The organism is Pseudomonas sp. FBCC-B1565 (assembly GCF_059133265.1).
Map to the genome: position 1 here is coordinate 5118705 of NZ_CP101438.1, position 14257 is coordinate 5132961.

Genomic DNA, 14257 nt, shown 5'->3' on the forward strand with positions numbered 1-14257 from the left:
GATGAAATACAGTGAGATAGACCACGAAGTGGGCGAAAACGCCCACAGTGGCTTAAGAAATTTCGCGCCTGAACGGCGGCAAGGCATTCAGGATGGCCTTGCCATAACGCTGGGTGACCAAACGGCGGTCGAGCAAGGTGATGGTGCCCCGGTCCTCTTCGGTACGCAGCAAGCGACCGCAAGCCTGGACCAACTTCAAGGAAGCATCCGGCACCGAGATCTCCATGAACGGGTTACCGCCCCGCGCCTCGATCCACTCGGCCAGGGCCGCCTCGACCGGATCGTCCGGCACCGAGAACGGGATCTTGGCGATCACCACGTGTTCGCAGTAGGCACCCGGCAAGTCCACGCCTTCGGCGAAGCTGGCCAGGCCGAACAGCACGCTGGAGTCGCCGCCGTCTACACGCGCCTTGTGTTTGTTCAGGGTCTCCTGCTTGGACAGGTTGCCCTGAATGAACACTTGCTTGCGCCAGTCACGGTCGAGGCCATCGAACACGTCCTGCATCTGTTTGCGTGACGAGAACAGCACCAGCGTTCCGCGCGAACCTTCGACCAACTCCGGCAGGTCACGGATGATGGCGGCGGTGTGCGCCGCTGCGTCCCGTGGGTCGGCCTTGAGGTCCGGCACCCGCAGCACGCCCGCATCGGCGTGATGGAACGGGCTTGGCACCACGGCGGTGACAGCCTTTTTCGGCAGGCCGGCGCGCATGCGGAAGCGGTCGAAGGTGCCCAGGGCGGTCAGCGTGGCGGAGGTCACCAGGCAGCCATAGGCCACGTTCCACAGGTTGCGGCGCAGCATTTCGGCGGCCAGGATCGGGCTGGCGTTGACCTCGATATCGAACAGCGCACCGCTTTCCGACAGGGTCAGCCAGCGCGCCATGGGCGGGTTGTCTTCCGGGTCTTCGACGGTGAAGGCGGTCCACAGCTCCCAGTTGCCCTGGGAACGGGACAGCAGGCTGCCGAACAGCGGGTACCATTCCTCGGCCTGGTTGCTGGCGATGCCGATGTTGACCTCGCCGTCCATGCCTTCCTTGAGCAAATCCGTAAGACGGGTGAACAGATCGGTCAGGCGTGAAAAGCCCTTCTTCAGCTCGATGCCCATTTCGCGCATGTGCTCGGGGATCAGACCGCCGACAAAACGATGGCGGGGACGCTCACGCCCCTCCACATCTTCACCGGGCTTGAAGTCGGCCACCTGCTCGCAGGCACTGAACATGAATTGCTGCTGGGTCTTGATCTCCCGCGCCAGCTCCGGCACCTGTTCGATCAGCTTGCCCAGGTCGCCCGGCAGCGGGTGCTGGGCCAGCAATTTGGTGAGGTTCTTCGCGGTGGTTTCGAGCCAGTCGGCGGTGGAGCGCAGGCGCGTGTAATGGGCGAAATGGCCGATGGCCTTGTCGGGCAGATGGTGGCCTTCGTCAAACACATAAAGGGTGTCGCGCGGGTCCGGCAACACCGCACCGCCGCCCAGGGCCAGGTCGGCCAGCACCATGTCGTGGTTGGTGACAATCACATCGACCTTGCCCATGCCTTCGCGGGCCTTGTAGAAGGCGCACTGGCCGAAGTTGGGGCAATGACGGTTGGTGCATTGGCTGTGGTCGGTGGTCAGGCGTGCCCAGTCGGAATCTTCGAGGGCGGTGGGCCAGCTGTCGCGGTCACCGTCCCATTTATTGCCGGCCAGTTTCTCAATCATGCTGGTAAACAGCTTCTGGCTGGCCTCATCGACTTCGATCTTGAAGCCTTCTTCTTCGAACAGTTGGGCAGTGGCAGTTTGCGCGTGACCTTCCTGCAACAGCACATCGAGCTTGGACAGGCACATGTAGCGGCCACGCCCCTTGGCCAGGGCGAAGGTGAAGTTCAGGCCGCTGTTGCGCATCAGGTCGGGCAGGTCTTTGTAGACGATCTGCTCCTGCAGGGCGACAGTGGCGGTGGCAATCACCAGGCGCTTGCCGGCGGCCTTGGCGGTCGGGATCGCGGCCAGGCTGTAGGCCACGGTCTTGCCGGTACCGGTACCGGCCTCGACGGCCACGACCGCGGGCTCACCCTCGCGGCGACCTTCGTCGTCGGTGTCGATATCCCCGAGGACCTTGGCCACTTCGGCGATCATCAGGCGTTGGCCGTAGCGCGGTTTCAAGCTCTTGGCTTCGAGAAAACGCGAATAGGCACCCTGGATCGTGGTTTTGAGTTCAGTGCTGATCATGGATAGTCGGGCGCAAAAAACGCTGGATAAATTTTCAGTGGTTCGGATCGGCGGCTATCATACCCCGCTAATGAATCCTGCGCAGAACGGAGTACCACAATGACCGCGTTTAGCCTCGCTTACACCCTGCATGTATTGGCCGCCCTGATATGGGTCGGCGGTATGTTTTTCGCCTGGATGATCCTGCGCCCCGCCGCTGTGGCGGCACTTGAAGGCCCTGCCCGGCTCAAGCTGTGGGTAAATGTGTTTCAACGTTTTTTCGTGTGGGTGTGGATCGCCGTGGCGGTTTTGCCGATCAGCGGCATTGGTCTGCTGCACTTGCGCTTCAACGGGTTTGAGACGGCACCGCGTTATGTGCAGGTGATGATGGGCCTGTATCTGGTGATGACGGCGTTGTTTATCCGCATCCAGGCGCTGAAGTTGCCGGAACTGCGCAAGGCAGTGGCGGCTGAGGATTGGCCGGCGGGCGCAGCAGCGCTGGGGCAGATTCGCCGGTTGGTGGGGATCAACTTGATTGTAGGGTTGGTGGTGGTGGCGATTGCTTCGGCTCGGCCGATGTTCTGAGGCGATAGATATATCGCCATCGGGGGCAAGCCCCCTCCCACAGTTGGAATGCATTCCAATTGTGGGAGGGGGCTTGCCCCCGATGGCGTCAGAGCAAGCAATTCAAAGCCGCTGGATGGTCACAGTCCCCGCAGGCCCTGCCGGCCCCGGCTGCCCTTCCAAGCCTGGACGGCCTTTCTCGCCGCCATCGGCGCGATACACCAGGCAGCCTTTGGACTGGCCGCCCTTGCCAGGCTTGCCCGCCGTACCGGCCAACCCACCTGGACCGCCGTCGACCCAAACCTTGATATGGTCAGCCGGGAAATCCTGCGGCAACTCGACCCGTACCTGCGCGCCCGACGCCCCCGGCAAGCCATCGCCGCCGTTATCACCATTGGCGCCACGACCGGCCGAGCCCCAGGTGCAACCCGGATCCACGCCATTGGCACCGTCCAGCCCGGCATAACCTTGGGCACCGGCGCCGCCACGGGCATCCACCGAGAGTTCTTCTGCCGCCAGGGAATTGATGCGCAGGGTCAGGTCACGCCCGGCCTTGGCTGGTTTTTCGTGGGTGCCGGGAGCGCCGCGGGAGGTGATCTGGCTGCCGTGATCCAACTGCGCATGATGCACCTGCAATTGCAGCGCGGTGTTGCCGGGAACAATGGCGATACGGGCGTCGCGGCCCAGGCGCAACTCATCCACGCTGACCTGGCTGATGTTGGCGGGGATCAGCAAGGTGCCGTAGTCCGCCACCTCCAGGCGCTCCAATTGCAACACGCTGGTGCTGTTGGGCAGGCGCATCAACGAGTTGGGTTCAACACTGACGCTCTGGGCCAGGGCAACGGGGCTGACCAACAGGGCCAACAGAAAAACCTTACGCATCATGGAGCTCCCCTGAATTTTTTCAAAAAATATTTCTAGTTTTTCTTTGGACGCACAGTAACGACTTCCGCAGGCGCTTTGCCAGTGAAGGATCAAAAAAGTTAATAAAGGGGAGGATCGGCAGTATTGCCCCTGTGGGATTCCACAGGGGCAAGGGCCGTCAGCGGTTGATCTGGATTTCCGTACGACGGTTCAAGGCACGGCCTTCAGCGGTTTTGTTGTCGGCTACCGGATGGCTCTCGCCTGCACCGGTCACCGATACAAAGCTGCTGCGCGGCACACCGGACTTGATCAGGTACTCGACCACCGAATGCGCGCGTCTTTCCGAGAGTTTCTGGTTGTAGGCGTCTTTACCGACGCTGTCGGTGTGACCGCTGACCCGTAGTTGAGCGCCTGGGGCTTCCTGTTTCAGGCGGGTAGCGACGGTGTCCAGCTTGGCGGTATCCGCCGCCGTCAACATGGCTGAGTCGAACTGGAAGTGCACGTCACGGATCACAATGGTTTCTTCCTTGACCACCACCACTTCCTCAACCACAGCCGGCGGCGGCGCGGGTGGGCAGCCATTGGCATCCACCTGCACGCCTTTTGGCGTGCCTGGGCATTTGTCACGGCTGTCCGGCACACCGTCGCCGTCTTCGTCACCATCGCCATGCACCCAGCAATAGGCGCCGGCCATACCGCCGACCAACAACGCGCCGTAGCCCGCATAGGCCGAGCTTTCAGTGGCACCGATCGCCGCACCGGTCACACCGCCAACGGCGGCACAGGTGGGCCAATCGGTTTTTTGCAAACCTGCGCAACCTGTCAATACTCCGGTTAGCAGAACCAAGGGTAGAGCTGTCCGCATGATGCTCATTGAGTTTCTCCTGAGGGGATCGGCGGGGGCCGATGAGTGGAGTAAAGACGGCTCTTTTCATCTGCGCCACTACGCCGCGCCCCCGTATTCATTGAGGATCATCGCCCTCGTAGGATTTTTCGCTGCCACCCGCTCTAGGCCCGCACGCTCAGCCGCGCTAGTCTCTACGGTCCTGATGTGAGGATCTCTGATGACCGCCGGTATTTCTGACCGTACACCCCAGCAGGCCCTGGCCGCCTTGCTCGACTTGCACCAGCCCAAACGCCTGTTGCTGTTGGGCGCCAGCCAGTTCCCGGCGCTGGAGGCTTTTCAAGCAGCACACCCCGGCACCCAGGTTGCTGTTGCCCCACCCGGCCCACTGCCGGCGGAGCTGGCCGCGCAGCGTTTTGACCTGGCGCTAGTGGTGGATTGCCTGGAGCACCTGTCAAAACCGCAAGGCCTGACCCTGCTGGGCGGTATCCGCAACCTCAACGCCAGCCGCATTGCGGTGCTGGTTGACCTGGGGGCCTGCGACTGGAAGGACACCGACTTCTTCTCCCTGGCCCTGCAGGCTGGCGAGCGTTTCCAGCGTGACGAACAGGTTCTGACGCTGTTTACCTATGATCTGCTTGACTATAAACAGGTGCCGGACTGGCTCAACGCCCGCTTTTGGGCGAACCCGGAAAACTTCGGAAAGTATTGGTGGTAACCCGATGAGTACATCCATTTGCCCCTGCGGCAGTGGCAACCTGCTGGATGCCTGCTGCGGCCATTATCACGCCGGGCACCCGGCGCCCTGCGCGACCGCGTTGATGCGCTCGCGCTACAGCGCCTACGTACTCGGCCTGGTGGACTATCTGGTCGCGACCACGCTGCCCGCGCAACAGCCCGGCCTGGACCGTGCCGCCATTGCGGCCTGGAGTGCCCAGAGCACCTGGCTCGGCCTTGAAGTAGAAAGCTCCGAGGTGTTCGGCGGCCAGCCGGAACACGCGTTCGTGACCTTCACCGCGCGCTGGCATGACAGTACCGGTGAACATAGCCACCGCGAACAGTCTTCTTTCGTACAGAATGACGGGCGCTGGTACTTCATCGACCCGACCGTGGAAGTGAAGACCGGACGCAACGATGCCTGCCTGTGCGGCAGTGGGCAAAAATTCAAGAAGTGTTGTTCCAGCTATCTCTAACCACCACAGGACTCACGCCATGCTCCGGATCTACAGCTTGATGCTGGCGTTAACCCTTGGCCTGACCGGCTGCGCGTCGTGGTTCGAAGACGACGCGCCGCCGCCCCACGTCTCCCTGGTGAAAGTCGAAGTGGTGCGGGCCAAGCTGCTGGAGCAGAAATTCAAGCTGTACTTTCGCGTGGACAACCGCGACGACGCCGACCTGACCGTGCGAGGCCTGATCTACAAGGTGACGCTGGATGACTTTGTGCTCACCGAGGGCGAGTCCAACGAATGGCTCACGGTGCCGCCACGCGGCCATGCCTTTTTCAAGGTGTCGGTGCGCACCAACCTCTGGCCGCAGATCCGCGATGTGGTGCAGATGCTGAAAAAACCTGACCAGCCCGTGCCGTATCGCCTGGAAGGTGAGCTGAAAACCGGATTATTCATCGGTTATGACGTGCAGGTGAACCACAATGGCGAGATAATCCCCGGCGATTTTATTCCGGAGCGACATCGATGACTCAGCAACCCCATGTCCATGGTCCTGACTGCAACCACGATCACGATCACCATGATCACGACCACGGCCATGTCCACGGCCCGAACTGCGGCCACGCTCACCAGGAGCCAGTGCGCAATGCCCTGAAGGACGTGGGTCGCAACGATCCTTGCCCGTGCGGCAGCGAGAAGAAATTCAAGAAGTGCCACGGGGCGTAAAGCCACGCTGAAGATTTAAATGTGGGAGGGGGCTTGCCCCCGATAGCGGTATACCAGTCTCCTATTCAGTGCCTGACAGCCAGCAATCGGGGGCAAGTCGAATCGTCGCACCGCCCCTCCCACATTCAGTTGCGTTCCACATTCAGGATTTGCGTTGAAACACCAGTTCCACCTCAAGGCCTCCGCCCTCCCGATTGCGCAATTCCAAACGCCCGCCATGCGCCTTGGCGATGGTGTGGGCAATGCTCAATCCCAAGCCATACCCGCCGGTCTCGGCATTGCGTGAACCTTCCACCCGATAGAACGGTTCCATCACCTGCTCCAATTGTTCCTGGGGAATCCCGGGGCCACGGTCACTGATGACGATCCTCAAGCTGTCCGCCTGGTCCTCGACCCGCACCACCACATCACGGCCATAACGTACGGCGTTCTCCAGCAGGTTCTGCACACAACGTTTAAGGCTGCGGGCATACCCCGGCAATGGCTGCTTCGCCCGACCTTCAATCACCACACGCTCGCCAACGTCCTGCAAGTCCGCCTGCAGGCTTTGCAGCAAGGCGTTGATATCGATGTTCTGTCGCGTCTCGTTGATTTCGCCGCTGCTCACAAAATCCAGCGTGCTGGAGACCATGTGCTCCATTTCTTCCAGATCGCTGCGAAAACGCTCTTTGGTACGGTTGTCTTCCAACATTTCGGTGCGCAAGCGCAAGCGTGTGATCGGTGATCGCAGGTCGTGGGAAATGGCCGCAAGAAATCGCGTGCGCTCGGCAATATTGGCGATCAGCCGCTGCTGCATGGCATTGAACGCCTGGGCGGCGCGGCGCACTTCGGTGGGGCCGTCCACCGATAATGGCGGACGCTGGATGTCCCGGCCCAGCGCTTCGGCCGCCTTGGCCAGGGCATTAAGTGGACGGATGGCCAGGCGCACCGCCACCAGAGCGATCAGCACCAGCACCAACACCCGCAGCAAATAAATGCGCATGACGTAATCGAACAACAGGTCCAACGGTGAGGTACTGGTCCAGCCCTGTTCCTCACTGGCATCCACCTGTAACCAGCGCCCGTCGGGCAGGCGCAGGTCGATCAGGAACTGCCCCACCACCGGTTTGGAGCCGAGCAAGGTCGACAGCCCGGCGGTTTGCCCATCGCCATCGACCAAAGACAAGCGCAACAGGATCAGGCTCTGGGCATAACCGGTTTTTTCCGACAGCACTTTCTTGATCAGCCGTTCGGTAGGCCGGTCGCTGTCGTGCAGGGTGCTCGGGGTGTTGCTGGCCTGATCACTGAGGGTCAGGCGGAAGTTCGGCGTGTCGAGCAGTTTGATCAGCACATCTGCCTGCTGCGGATCGCTGTGCACCAGGCGCACCACGTCCGCCAGGCGCGTGGCGATCAACCGCGCGGGAATTTCTAGCACCTGCCCGTGGCGCCGGTCGTACCAGATGCTGCTGGTCAGGGCCTGCGCCGCAAGCATGCCGCTGACCAGGATCAGCACCAACCGCCCGAACAGCGAACGCGGCAGCAGTCTCACGATTCCAGCACCACGTCATCGGCGGTGAGCATGTAGCCCTCGTTGCGCACGGTCTTGATCAACCCTGCCGGCAGTTGCGAGCGCAGGCGGCTGACGCACACATCGATGGAGCGGTCGAATGGCGTGCTGTCCTTGTCGAACACATGGTTGAGCAGAAAATCGCGGCTCAACGGGCGGTTGGGGTGCTGCAACAGCAGGCGCAGCACGCGGTAATCCGAGTTGCCCAGGCTGACCACCACGCCCTCCGGCGACAGCAATTGCCGCGCCCGTGTGTCGAGCTGCCAGCCGGCAAAACGAATGCTCGGCGCTTCATCCAGGCGGGCGCGGTCGGGAAAACTCTGCACCCGGCGCAGCACCACCTTGATCCGTACCAGCAGCTCGCGCGGGTCGAAGGGTTTGGGCAGGTAGTCGTCGGCGCCGATTTCCAGGCCGACGATACGGTCGATCAACGAGCCCTTGGCGGTGAGCATCACCACCGGTGTGTTGGAGTTCACCCGCAGTTCGCGGCACAGGCTCAGGCCGTCTTCGCCGGGCAGCATCAGGTCGAGCACGATCAGGTCGATGACATTCAGCGCCAGGCGGCGGCGCATTTCCTTGCCATCGGCGGCAGTGGACACCTGGAAGCCGGCGTCGCTCAGGTAGTCGCAGAGCAGTTGGCGGATTTGCGGGTCGTCATCAACGATCAGCAGGTGGTCTTGCTTGGCCATGGGCAGTCAATCCGAAAAACGATGAAACGCAGCAAATAGCCGAAAGTTCAGCCAGCAGCGCAGGCAAATGTAATGGAATGTTGTAGGAAACCCTAATCACGCATCAGCGATACAAACCCGGGGTATGGCAGGCGAAATCGCTCTTTAGACTACCGAACCTAAATGAGAGTAATTGTAATTTAGACTCGGACGTTACCATGTCATTGCCCCTATCCTTGCCCACGCCTCACCGCCACACGCTGCACACCACCCTGGCCCCGATGTTCGGTTTGCTGGCGGCCGGCGGCGTCGCACCGGTTGCCCTGGCTGACGCCCCAACCGCCACGTCCGGCGATTCGGTGTTGAACCTGCCGGAAATCCAGGTCGACGGCGAAGCCACTTCCACCTTCAAGGTGGACCGCGTCACCTCGGCCAAAATCAGCCAGCCGCTGCTGGACGCACCGCAAAGCGTAACCATCGTGCCGCAACAGGTGCTCAAGGAGCAGAACGCACAGACCTTGCAGGAAGTGTTGCGCAATGTCCCCGGCATTACCTTTATGTCCGGCGAGGGCAACCTGGGCTGGGGCGATCTGTTTTCGATCCGTGGGTTTTCTTCCGAGCAGAGCCTGACCGTCGACGGTGTGCGCGATGCCGGCATGTCCACGCGCACCGACACCTTCAACCTGCAACAGGCCGAAGTGTTCAAGGGCACCGGCTCGATCGAGTCCGGAGTCTCGGCCGTGGGTGGCAGCGTCAACCTGGTCAGCAAGGAAGCGCACCTGGGCGATGCCAACAAAGTCTCGGCCGGGATCGGCACCGATAGCTATCGCCGCCTCACTGCCGACCTGAATAAACAGCTGAATGACACCACTGCCGTGCGTATCAACCTGATGAAGCACTACAACCAGGTGGCCGAGCGCGACGATGTGGACTACGACCGCTGGGGCATCGCTACTTCGTTCGGCTTCGGCCTGGGCACCGACACGCGGTTGTTCATCGACACCTTCTACCAGAAAGACACCAACACCCCGGACGACGGTGTACCGATCCAGCGCGGTACCAACGGCGACCGCATGCCGGGCGTGAAACGCTCCAACTGGTACGGCGACTCCCGCCTCTATACCCAAGAGAACAAAACCACCTCGCTCACGGCGCGCTTCGAGCATGACTTCGCCTGGAACGACGCCAACCTGCGCAACCAGACGCGCTGGGAACGCAGCGACAACTTCGCCGTGCTCTCGCCGGCGCGCTTCTTCGCCGCCAACGCCAACGGCCAGAAGACCTGCACCGGCACCCGCTGTGCGACCTTGGGTTACACCGGCGTAGGCCCGATCAGCCAAGTGCCCGGCAGTACGGTGAATGCCTACACCGACTACGTGAACAACAGCAACACCGGCTACGGCATCCTGCGCGGCAGCGACTTTGGTTTGTCCAAGCGCTACACCATCCTGGACAACCAGACCGACTTCAATTTCAACCTCACCACCGGCAGCCTGCAGCACGCGGTGGTCAGCGGCCTGGAGTTCTATCACGAGACCTACGGCGGCCTGAAACGCAACGCCGAAGTGCCGGCCGGCAACATGCTGTTTGACATGCACGACCCCAGCCACAGTTTCGCCAGCACCTACGTGACCAAAGGCGAAGGCGACCCGCGCTCGGTGATCGACAACGCCGGTCTCTACCTGGGCGACACCATCACCCTCAACGAGCAGTGGCAAGTGCTCGGCTCGCTGCGCTACGACAACTGGCGTGCCGAAACCCGCCAACGCGGCCAGGCGACGATCAGCAGCACCGATGGTGCGGTCAGCGGTCGGGTCGGTGCGGTGTTCAAGCCGTTGCCCAACGGCAGTATCTACGTGTCTTACAGCGAGGCGGCGCAACCGTCGGCGCTGGGCGCGTCCACCAACAACCAGATCTACGGCGCGGCCAGCACCAGCAATTACAGCCCGGCCAAATCCAAGACCTATGAACTGGGCACCAAGTGGGACATTGCCCACGACAGGCTCAACGTCACGGCGGCGATCTTCCGCACCGAACTGGACAACGCCTGGGAATACCAGGACGGCGAATCTGCCCCGGTACGCGCCCTGCCCGCCAAACGCGTCGACGGCATCGAGCTGGGCCTGCAAGGCAATATCACCCCGCGCTGGACCGCCTACAGCGGTTTCTCGGCCCTCAAGAGCACCCAGACCAAAGGCATCAACAAAGGCGCCGAAGCCAAGAACGTCCCGGACCTGACCGCCAACCTGTGGACCACCTACGCCGTCACCGACGCCCTGAGCCTCAGCTACGGCGAGCAATACGTGGGCCGGCGCCGCTACACCGACAACAAGTACGTCGGCGGTTTGAACAACAACAGCAGCTACGCCAACGGCCCGTCCGGGGTCTACGCGATCTACACCCGCGACCACGAAAAAGCCCCTGGCTACTGGGTGAGCGACCTGGCCGCGCAATACAAGGTGAACAAGGACACCACGGTCAACCTCAACCTCAACAACGTGTTCAACAAGTTTTATTACAGCCAGGTCGGCGCGTCCCTCGATGGCTTCCAGCTCTACGGCATTCCGGGCGCCGGGCGCACCCTCACCGCCAGCGTCGACTATGAGTTCTGAACCGTGCTGATCGAGATCCCTGCCTCACAACCCTTTGCGGCGCTGGAGCAATACCTGATGCGCCGCCTTCACCTGGAGTCCCTGCCATGTTGAAACCCCGTAATGTGCTCAAGCTGGGCGTACTGTTCGCCGCGCTGGTTCTCGGCCATGCCGAGACCGCTGCCGCCCATGAAGTCACCGATGTGCTGGGCCGCAAGGTCGAGGTGGCGGACAACGTCAAGCGCGTGGTTCTCGGTGAAGGCCGCTTGATTTCGGCGTTTGCCCTGCTGGACCGCGATGCGCCGTTCCAGCGCATCGTCGGTTGGCAGAACGATTTGAAGCTGCTCGACCAGCACACCTATAACGCCTACGTGGCGAAATTTCCGACGGTCAAAGACATCCCCCTGATCGGCCAGGCGTCGGAACAAAGCGTCAGCGCCGAGGAAATCCTCTCGCTCAAACCCGACCTGGCAGTGTTCAGCATTTCCGGCCACGGCCCGACCGAACACAGCCCGGTCGCCGATGTGCTGGCCAAGGCGGGCATCCCGGTGCTGTTCGTCGACTTTCGCATCAACCCGGTGCAAGGCACCCACACCAGCATGAACGCGCTGGGCCAGGCGCTGGGGCGCGCAGCCCAGGCCAAGGCTTTCCTGGACTTCTATGACCAGCACCTCAAGGTTATCACCGACGCGGTCGCCACCTTGCCGGCCGGCTCGCGTCCGAGCGTGTTCCTCGAACTGCTGGCCGGCGCCTGGCAAGCGCCGGGGCACACCACGGGCAAGAGCGGCATGGGGGAAGTGATCAAGCTGGTGGGCGGGCGCAACATCGCCGCCGATGTGGTGCCGGGGGCACTGGGGGATATCAGCGTGGAATACGCCTTGAAAGCCGATCCGGATATTTATGTTGCGACCGGTAACCACAAGCCGGGGCTGGTCCTGGGTGCCGGCGTGAGCCATGACGAGGCGCGTGAAGCCTTCGACCGCGTATTGGCGCGCCCCGAGTTCGCCAACCTGCGTGCCATCCGCGCAGGCAACGCCCACGGCCTGTGGCATGACTTCTACAACTCGCCGTACAACCTGCTGGCGATTGAATCGTTGGCCAAGTGGGTGCATCCGCAACTGTTCGCCAAGCTGGACCCGCAGGCGACCATGGAGCAGATCAACCAGCAGTTCCTGGGGATGCCGTTGCAGGGTGCCTATTGGGTCGACACGCCTAAATGACCACGCAAACTCTCGACCTCGCCTCAGCCACCCACGGCTATCGCCGCCTGCTCGCGCGGCGTGCCTGGCTATTGGCGCTGCTCGGCACGGCGCTGGTGTGCGCCCTGCTGGTGGACCTGGCCAGCGGCCCGTCCGGCATGGGCCTGCTGGCCTTGCTTGACGGGATTGTGCACCCGTCCCACCTCAGCGCCACCGACCAGGTGATCATCTGGAACGTGCGCCTGCCCTACGCGTTGATGGCGATACTGGTGGGCTGTGCGTTGTCGCTGGCCGGCGCCGAGATGCAGGCGATCTTGAACAACCCACTGGCCAGCCCGTTTACCTTGGGCGTGTCGTCGGCGGCGGCACTGGGGGCATCCCTGGTGATTGTGTTCCCGGTGACGACCCTGTGGGTGTCGGCCAACACGGCGGTCTCCCTCTCGGCGTTCATCTTCGCCGCCGCCTCGGTATTTTTGCTGCAAGCCATGTCGCGCCTACGGGGCGCCGGTGTGGAGAGCCTGGTGCTGTTCGGCATCGCCCTGGTGTTCAGTTGCAACGCGGTGGTGGCTTTGCTGCAACTGGTGGCCACCGAAGATGTGCTGCAACAACTGGTGTTCTGGACCCTGGGCAGCGTGACCCGGGCCAACTGGGACAAGCTCGGCATCCTGGCGCTGGTGGTCGCGGTGGTGCTGCCGTTTTCCTTCGCCGCCGCACCGCGCCTGACCTTGCTGCGCATGGGCGAAGACCGCGCGCAAAGCTTCGGCGTGGACGTGAAACGCTTGCGCTTTTTCTCGTTGTTGCGCATCAGCCTGTTGTCGGCCACCGCGGTGGCCTTCGTCGGCACCATCGGCTTTATCGGCCTGGTGGGTCCGCATATCGCGCGGATCCTGGTGGGCGAAGACCAGCGCTTCCTGCTGCCGGCCAGCGCCCTGACCGGCGCGCTGTTGCTGGCGCTGTCGTCGATTGCCAGCAAGCTGATCATGCCGGGTGTGATCGTGCCGGTGGGCATCGTCACCGCGTTGGTGGGCGTGCCGATTTTCGTGGTGCTGGTGTTCAAGCGCGGGAGGCAGTTATGAGCGAAGGGTTAAGCGTACACAACGCCAATGTGAGTTATGGCCGCAGGCAGATCGTGCATGACCTGAGCCTGCCGACCTTGCCCCACGGCAGCCTGACCGCCCTGATCGGCCCCAACGGCGCCGGCAAGTCCACCTTGCTGCGCGCCGTGGCCGGGCTGGAAAAGATGCAAGGCGTCGTAAGCCTGGGTGAACTCGACCTGTCGGCCATGTCCGTGGCCGAGCGCGCCCGGCGCGTGACCTACATGCCGCAGAACCTGCCACCGGGCCTGAGCCTCAGCGTGATGGAAAGTGTAATTGCCGCGCTGCGCGTGGCCAGTGTGGACGGCATTCCATTGTCCAACGACGCCTGCCTGCGCGAAGCCTTTGCAGCGTTGCAACGCATTGGCATCGCGCACCTGGCCGATCAGTGGTTAAGCACGCTGTCGGGCGGTCAACGCCAACTGGTCAGCCTCGCGCAGCTGATTGCACGGCGCCCCCAAGTGATGCTGCTGGACGAACCCACCAGCGCCCTCGACCTCAACTACCAATTGAAAGTCATGGAGTGCGTACGCGACCTGGTGCGCGAACACAACCTGATCGCCGTGGTGGTATTGCACGACATCAACCTTGCCGCACGTTTTGCCGACCATATTGCCGTGCTGCGCCAGGGTCGCTTGTATGCCAGCGGCGCGGCAAACGACGTGCTCAACCCGCTGTTGTTTGCCGAGGTGTATCGCGTGCGGGCGCGCATCGAACGTTGTTCTGAGCAGTCGTTGCAGGTGTTGGTGGATGGCGCTTTCTGATTGGCTTCTAAGGGTATGCATAAATGTTTCATTGAATTTTCGCACGCCCAACATT

At 62.2% G+C, this 14257-nt stretch carries 14 protein-coding genes; 9 read left to right on the plus strand and 5 right to left on the minus strand.

Features of this window, described 5'->3' with window-relative positions:
- Positions 1–52: 52 nt before the first annotated feature.
- Positions 53–2197, minus strand: coding sequence for an ATP-dependent DNA helicase DinG (dinG, locus tag NL123_RS23715; protein WP_028619241.1), 2145 nt, complete (start codon positions 2195–2197; stop codon positions 53–55).
- Between the two features lie 99 nt (positions 2198–2296).
- Here dinG and NL123_RS23720 point away from each other — a divergent pair, with 99 nt between their 5' ends.
- Positions 2297–2761: a CopD family protein gene (locus NL123_RS23720; RefSeq protein WP_248486689.1), complete on the plus strand. Its 465-nt coding sequence runs from the start codon at positions 2297–2299 to the stop codon at positions 2759–2761.
- A gap of 102 nt (positions 2762–2863) precedes the next feature.
- Here NL123_RS23720 and NL123_RS23725 read toward each other — a convergent pair whose 3' ends face one another.
- Together NL123_RS23725 and NL123_RS23730 are read right to left on the minus strand one after the other, a co-directional pair.
- A complete protein-coding gene (locus NL123_RS23725; RefSeq protein ID WP_248488177.1) occupies positions 2864–3622 on the minus strand; it encodes a collagen-like protein in 759 nt (252 codons plus the stop codon).
- Positions 3623–3782: 160 nt separating this feature from the next.
- Positions 3783–4478, minus strand: a complete 696-nt coding sequence (locus NL123_RS23730) for a PA1041 family peptidoglycan-binding anchor lipoprotein (protein WP_248486687.1) — start codon at positions 4476–4478, stop codon at positions 3783–3785.
- Positions 4479–4668: 190 nt separating this feature from the next.
- Between NL123_RS23730 and NL123_RS23735 the strand changes: the two genes are divergently transcribed.
- The 4 genes from NL123_RS23735 to NL123_RS23750 are packed head-to-tail and all read left to right on the plus strand — an operon-like array spanning position 4669 to position 6340.
- Entirely contained in the window at positions 4669–5166 is a 498-nt protein-coding gene (locus tag NL123_RS23735) for a DUF6231 family protein (RefSeq protein WP_071488834.1), read from the plus strand.
- 4 nt (positions 5167–5170) lie between these two features.
- Positions 5171–5641, plus strand: coding sequence for a YchJ family protein (locus tag NL123_RS23740; RefSeq protein ID WP_058425250.1), 471 nt, complete (start codon positions 5171–5173; stop codon positions 5639–5641).
- Between the two features lie 19 nt (positions 5642–5660).
- A complete protein-coding gene (locus NL123_RS23745) occupies positions 5661–6143 on the plus strand; it encodes an LEA/WHy family protein (RefSeq protein ID WP_494356478.1) in 483 nt (160 codons plus the stop codon).
- On the plus strand, positions 6140–6340 hold the full coding sequence (locus tag NL123_RS23750; protein WP_003189235.1) for an SEC-C metal-binding domain-containing protein: 201 nt from the start codon (positions 6140–6142) through the stop codon (positions 6338–6340). Before NL123_RS23745 ends, NL123_RS23750 begins: the two co-directional genes overlap by 4 nt.
- Before the next feature lie 142 nt (positions 6341–6482).
- Here the strand turns inward: NL123_RS23750 and NL123_RS23755 are convergent, their stop codons facing one another.
- Positions 6483–7868 (minus strand): ATP-binding protein, encoded by a 1386-nt coding sequence (locus NL123_RS23755; protein WP_494356479.1) that lies wholly within the window; start codon positions 7866–7868, stop codon positions 6483–6485.
- Positions 7865–8575, minus strand: a complete 711-nt coding sequence (locus NL123_RS23760; RefSeq protein ID WP_028619233.1) for a response regulator — start codon at positions 8573–8575, stop codon at positions 7865–7867. Before NL123_RS23760 ends, NL123_RS23755 begins: the two co-directional genes overlap by 4 nt.
- Before the next feature lie 197 nt (positions 8576–8772).
- Between NL123_RS23760 and NL123_RS23765 the strand changes: the two genes are divergently transcribed.
- The 4 genes from NL123_RS23765 (at position 8773) to NL123_RS23780 (ending at position 14202) form a co-directional block, all read left to right on the plus strand.
- The gene (locus NL123_RS23765) at positions 8773–11166 is read left to right on the plus strand and encodes a TonB-dependent receptor (RefSeq protein ID WP_494356480.1); all 2394 of its coding nucleotides are present in this window, start codon (positions 8773–8775) and stop codon (positions 11164–11166) included.
- An 86-nt stretch (positions 11167–11252) separates the two neighbouring features.
- Positions 11253–12365, plus strand: a complete 1113-nt coding sequence (locus tag NL123_RS23770) for an ABC transporter substrate-binding protein (RefSeq protein ID WP_494356481.1) — start codon at positions 11253–11255, stop codon at positions 12363–12365.
- On the plus strand, positions 12362–13420 hold the full coding sequence (locus NL123_RS23775; RefSeq protein ID WP_494356482.1) for a FecCD family ABC transporter permease: 1059 nt from the start codon (positions 12362–12364) through the stop codon (positions 13418–13420). Before NL123_RS23770 ends, NL123_RS23775 begins: the two co-directional genes overlap by 4 nt.
- Positions 13417–14202, plus strand: a complete 786-nt coding sequence (locus NL123_RS23780; RefSeq protein ID WP_248486673.1) for an ABC transporter ATP-binding protein — start codon at positions 13417–13419, stop codon at positions 14200–14202. Before NL123_RS23775 ends, NL123_RS23780 begins: the two co-directional genes overlap by 4 nt.
- Positions 14203–14257: the final 55 nt, after the last annotated feature.

What these genes read in the sequence shown, in the direction of transcription:
- dinG (WP_028619241.1), bottom strand. Translation starts at nt 2,197, where the DNA reads ATGATCAGCACTGAACTCAAAACCACGATCCAGGGTGCCTATTCGCGT.
- NL123_RS23720 (WP_248486689.1), top strand. Translation starts at nt 2,297, where the DNA reads ATGACCGCGTTTAGCCTCGCTTACACCCTGCATGTATTGGCCGCCCTG.
- NL123_RS23725 (WP_248488177.1), bottom strand. Translation starts at nt 3,622, where the DNA reads ATGCGTAAGGTTTTTCTGTTGGCCCTGTTGGTCAGCCCCGTTGCCCTG.
- NL123_RS23730 (WP_248486687.1), bottom strand. Translation starts at nt 4,478, where the DNA reads ATGAGCATCATGCGGACAGCTCTACCCTTGGTTCTGCTAACCGGAGTA.
- NL123_RS23735 (WP_071488834.1), top strand. Translation starts at nt 4,669, where the DNA reads ATGACCGCCGGTATTTCTGACCGTACACCCCAGCAGGCCCTGGCCGCC.
- NL123_RS23740 (WP_058425250.1), top strand. Translation starts at nt 5,171, where the DNA reads ATGAGTACATCCATTTGCCCCTGCGGCAGTGGCAACCTGCTGGATGCC.
- NL123_RS23745 (WP_494356478.1), top strand. Translation starts at nt 5,661, where the DNA reads ATGCTCCGGATCTACAGCTTGATGCTGGCGTTAACCCTTGGCCTGACC.
- NL123_RS23750 (WP_003189235.1), top strand. Translation starts at nt 6,140, where the DNA reads ATGACTCAGCAACCCCATGTCCATGGTCCTGACTGCAACCACGATCAC.
- NL123_RS23760 (WP_028619233.1), bottom strand. Translation starts at nt 8,575, where the DNA reads ATGGCCAAGCAAGACCACCTGCTGATCGTTGATGACGACCCGCAAATC.
- NL123_RS23765 (WP_494356480.1), top strand. Translation starts at nt 8,773, where the DNA reads ATGTCATTGCCCCTATCCTTGCCCACGCCTCACCGCCACACGCTGCAC.
- NL123_RS23770 (WP_494356481.1), top strand. Translation starts at nt 11,253, where the DNA reads ATGTTGAAACCCCGTAATGTGCTCAAGCTGGGCGTACTGTTCGCCGCG.
- NL123_RS23775 (WP_494356482.1), top strand. Translation starts at nt 12,362, where the DNA reads ATGACCACGCAAACTCTCGACCTCGCCTCAGCCACCCACGGCTATCGC.
- NL123_RS23780 (WP_248486673.1), top strand. Translation starts at nt 13,417, where the DNA reads ATGAGCGAAGGGTTAAGCGTACACAACGCCAATGTGAGTTATGGCCGC.